The 3,608-nt window shown below is 27.7% G+C and carries 4 protein-coding genes; 1 reads left to right on the forward strand and 3 read right to left on the reverse strand.

The annotated features are described in order from the left end of the window. The coding region (locus M997_RS11655) for a hypothetical protein (protein WP_211267750.1) at positions 1 to 240 on the reverse strand (240 nt) is incomplete at its 3' end. 20 nt (positions 241 to 260) lie between these two features. Next, positions 261 to 1,664: a surface lipoprotein assembly modifier gene (locus tag M997_RS11660; RefSeq protein WP_082918433.1), complete on the reverse strand. Its 1,404-nt coding sequence runs from the start codon at positions 1,662 to 1,664 to the stop codon at positions 261 to 263. Between the two features lie 1,029 nt (positions 1,665 to 2,693). Here M997_RS11660 and M997_RS17785 point away from each other — a divergent pair. After that, complete coding sequence (locus M997_RS17785) at positions 2,694 to 2,849, forward strand: helix-turn-helix domain-containing protein (RefSeq protein WP_239994729.1); 156 nt, start codon at positions 2,694 to 2,696, stop codon at positions 2,847 to 2,849. Between the two features lie 190 nt (positions 2,850 to 3,039). On the opposite strand, the gene M997_RS17585 is transcribed toward M997_RS17785, so the two are convergent. Continuing rightward, a partial coding sequence (locus M997_RS17585; protein WP_487246380.1) for a phage tail fiber protein occupies positions 3,040 to 3,608 on the reverse strand: 569 nt, incomplete at its 5' end.

Here is a 3,608-nt window from a genome sequence, read left to right on the forward strand (position 1 = left end):
TTCGTTACGTGCTTCTTTATTTACTTCTTCATTAACTTTTTTATTTACTTCGTTACGTGTTTCTTTATTTACCTCTTCATTAACTGTTTTATTTTCCTTTTTATTTAAACTAGATGTAGGATTATTAGATATAATATCGACTTTATTTTCCTGAGTGACATTATTATCTTTGTTCTCACCACCACTAGAACATCCAGCAATAATCAGAGGTAACACAACAAAAAGTATACTTTTTTTCATAATATAATATCCAACTTTAATTAGAAATATTTACTAAACTCAAGATAAAAATTATTTTTATCATAGCTATAAAATAAATTACTACTGTCTATTTTTTGATATACCCATGTTATTTTAGGTGTAATTCCATAAAAATAAAAATTTCGATTCCACAATGTTATATAAACACTATACTCATCATTTTTTTGTGTTTTTTTATAAAAATTAGGAACCCAATAATTATTTTCTTCTGCTATTGCTCCTTGATAAATACGCTTAGCATAACCAAATTGAAAACGAGTAGAAATACCTTGTAACCATTCTTGCCCCCAACCTGCACGGACACTAAATCGATCAAAAGCATTAGCTTTATTTTTAGCTTCTTTGTGATAAAAATCTATTCCAGAAAACCAATATTGATTACTATTTGATATATACAATATTGTATCAGATACAGAATAAACATTACCATTCAGTAGTTTTTCCTTATGATAACTTTGCCTTGATAATTCAACCGAGAGTGAATTTTTCCATTGTTTATTTAACCAATTGTTTATTTCAATCTCTGTTCCAATTGTATTTGAATAACGATGAAGTGTAGAGCTATTTTGTTGAGTTTTATTTGGATTCCATGAGTATTCGACAAAAGGTAAAAATAACACCTCATTAGTTAAATCTTTATATCCAAATCCTACTTTTACTCTAGAAGATATTTCATTATATTTATAGTTATTCCAATAATATTTTCCCTTTCCTTGAACATTCAATAAAGAAAAATAATTTTTATATATCGATAACTTCTTTTCAGCCACACCAATATAAGAAAAACCTTCTGCACTTTCAGGCTTTGATGTACTCTTCCAACTTTCAGTATTAACACCTAATTTAGGAGAGTTATTAATGTTTGACTCATTTAGATAAACAATACCACCATTAAATGACCAATCATTCTTATGATTGATTATTTCTGAATATTTATTGATAATATCAATTATATTATCATTCAAATTTTCGCTTTTTAGTTTATCAAATTGTTCTAATGCGGCCTCATTCTCTTTATTTTCAAATAATGCAATTGCTAACTGTAATCGAGCAAATAATAATTTAGGATTTCTAGAAACTAAACTTCTATATAATGATATTGACTTATCTAATTGTTTATTCTTACGAGCAATAATAGCATTACCCCATATTAACAACTCATCATCTTCTTGTTTTTTTTGTTTTTTATAAATAGAAAATAATAATTCGACACCTTCCACATCATTTCTTATTAATGCAGGAATGAATAATCGTAATAATAGAGTAGGATCCTCAATCAATTGATCCTCAGTTATCAAATTGTTACTTTTCTTATTATAATCGCTATTCGCAATACTATGAAAACTCAGAAACAGAATAAATAATAGACAATATCTGAATCTACAATTCAATATAAAATTCATAAATAAAGAAATAAACCCAATGAGTTATAACATTAAAGAAATGCTATATGATAAAATTCACAAAGTAAATATTCTTACATTAATTAAATCTTATAATATTGTAACAATGATATTAGTTGTTTTTAAGTTTTATTAAAATCACTTAGCTAACAATAAAAAACTAATTATTTAACTTAAAGGAAGATGCAACAACATAATCATTTGATTAAATCATCAATATCAGAACTAAGTAATATACTTTATATCAGATGTTTTTGTATTAATCTCAAACTATACTATAACTAACTAAAATTAAAAGTTTATAATGTAATTATAATTTAATAGAATTCTTCACTAATTTTCTTAAGTTTTTAGCTATATCTTATAATTACACTCACAATTATATCAGTAAAAAAAACCCGTATAAATACGGGCTAAAATTTAATAAACGTAATGTTAAGATTTTCAAATGAAAACCTGACGAACAATATATTAATACAATACATTAAAACTATAATCAACAATAAAAAACAACACTCAAGAGTTTCACTTTATTTTTAACATTAAAGTTAATTTTTATTATAATCATATGCTCAAAATAGAAATAACCAGTATAAATATCTTTCAACAAAATAGAGCAATCAAATAACAATGAAAATCAATATCATTTATATAGGGTATCATTTGATAAATAGTGGAAAAGAGTAAAGTGAACAATAAATGAAAAATTTTTATTTATTGTATAATCTATAATTTCATTATTAACACAATATTGAAATAACTAATAAATAGCCATCTAAATCAGATAGAGAAAACCTCACAAAAAGCACACAACCAATTGAAAGAAAACAAAAAAACACACCCTCATAAAATAAACAATATAAAAACCGTATTTTTTATTTAAACTAAATTAATCTTATAACTTTTTGCTCTATCTAGTTTAGTTGCAGGATATTATAATCGGGACAACGTCATGAATACATTGAAATTCATCATCAGTAAAAAAATAAAAGAAAATAAAAGAAAAGAACTAAAATTAACGGTATACAAATGGGATGCTTACTTGGGATAAGTCAACAACATTATTCTCGATTAGAAAATGGAAATATCAAATTCACTGTAGACCTTTTGTTTACTGCTGCTTCAGCATTAGAAGTTCAATCTCAAAGCTTATTGCCTATAACATATAGGCAGCTAATGTATTAAAGAATGCAATAAAAAGTAATTATTATGTTTCTTTAGAATTTTCCTCATAATAATTCCACAACATAATGTCATAGTGATTTCGGCTATAATTGAAATAAATCAAGTAAGAAGTAGTTAATAAAATTCAGCGCAGTATTTGAAAACAGAGTAGTGTCGATGCTTGATAGAACCGACCGAGCTATATAATCAATTAGTTATCAATTTCTGGTGTCTTATTGGTGTCCTGATTTTCTTCCTCTTCTTTTTGTCTGCGTTCCTCTTCCGCTTTCTGCGCTTCTTCCATCTCACGCATTCTCACGTTATAGATTGATTGCTCTGGCATCTGTACACGAACAGAAATAAAACGACCAGCTGGAATATCAATTGGGTCGCCATTTTTAAAGCCATCAATTTCATTATTCGCAAATGATGGTGCATCAGGATGAGTGCGATGATAAGTTTTAACGAGAATAGAGCCGTCGGAATTAATTTTAGAGTTAACCCATATTAGCGGTTGTTTATTTACATCGAGTGGAATTTCAATACCGCCATCAACACCGCCCCAGCCTGCGTCAGCATTAAAACCGAGTACGCCGTCAATGATATATTGTCCTTGAGAGATACGAGTTACCGTAGCGCCTTCTGATTCGTCGTTAGTTGTAAATGTACCATCGGGGTTAATGTCTATAATTGGAGAGGCACGTTTAATAAACCCGTTACTGTCTACCGTTGTGTTGCCAGTTCCCCATGTTGTATTCCATACCATTCCAGCAGGAGTGA

This window comes from Proteus hauseri ATCC 700826, assembly GCF_001654965.1.
Lineage (GTDB): Bacteria > Pseudomonadota > Gammaproteobacteria > Enterobacterales > Enterobacteriaceae > Proteus > Proteus hauseri.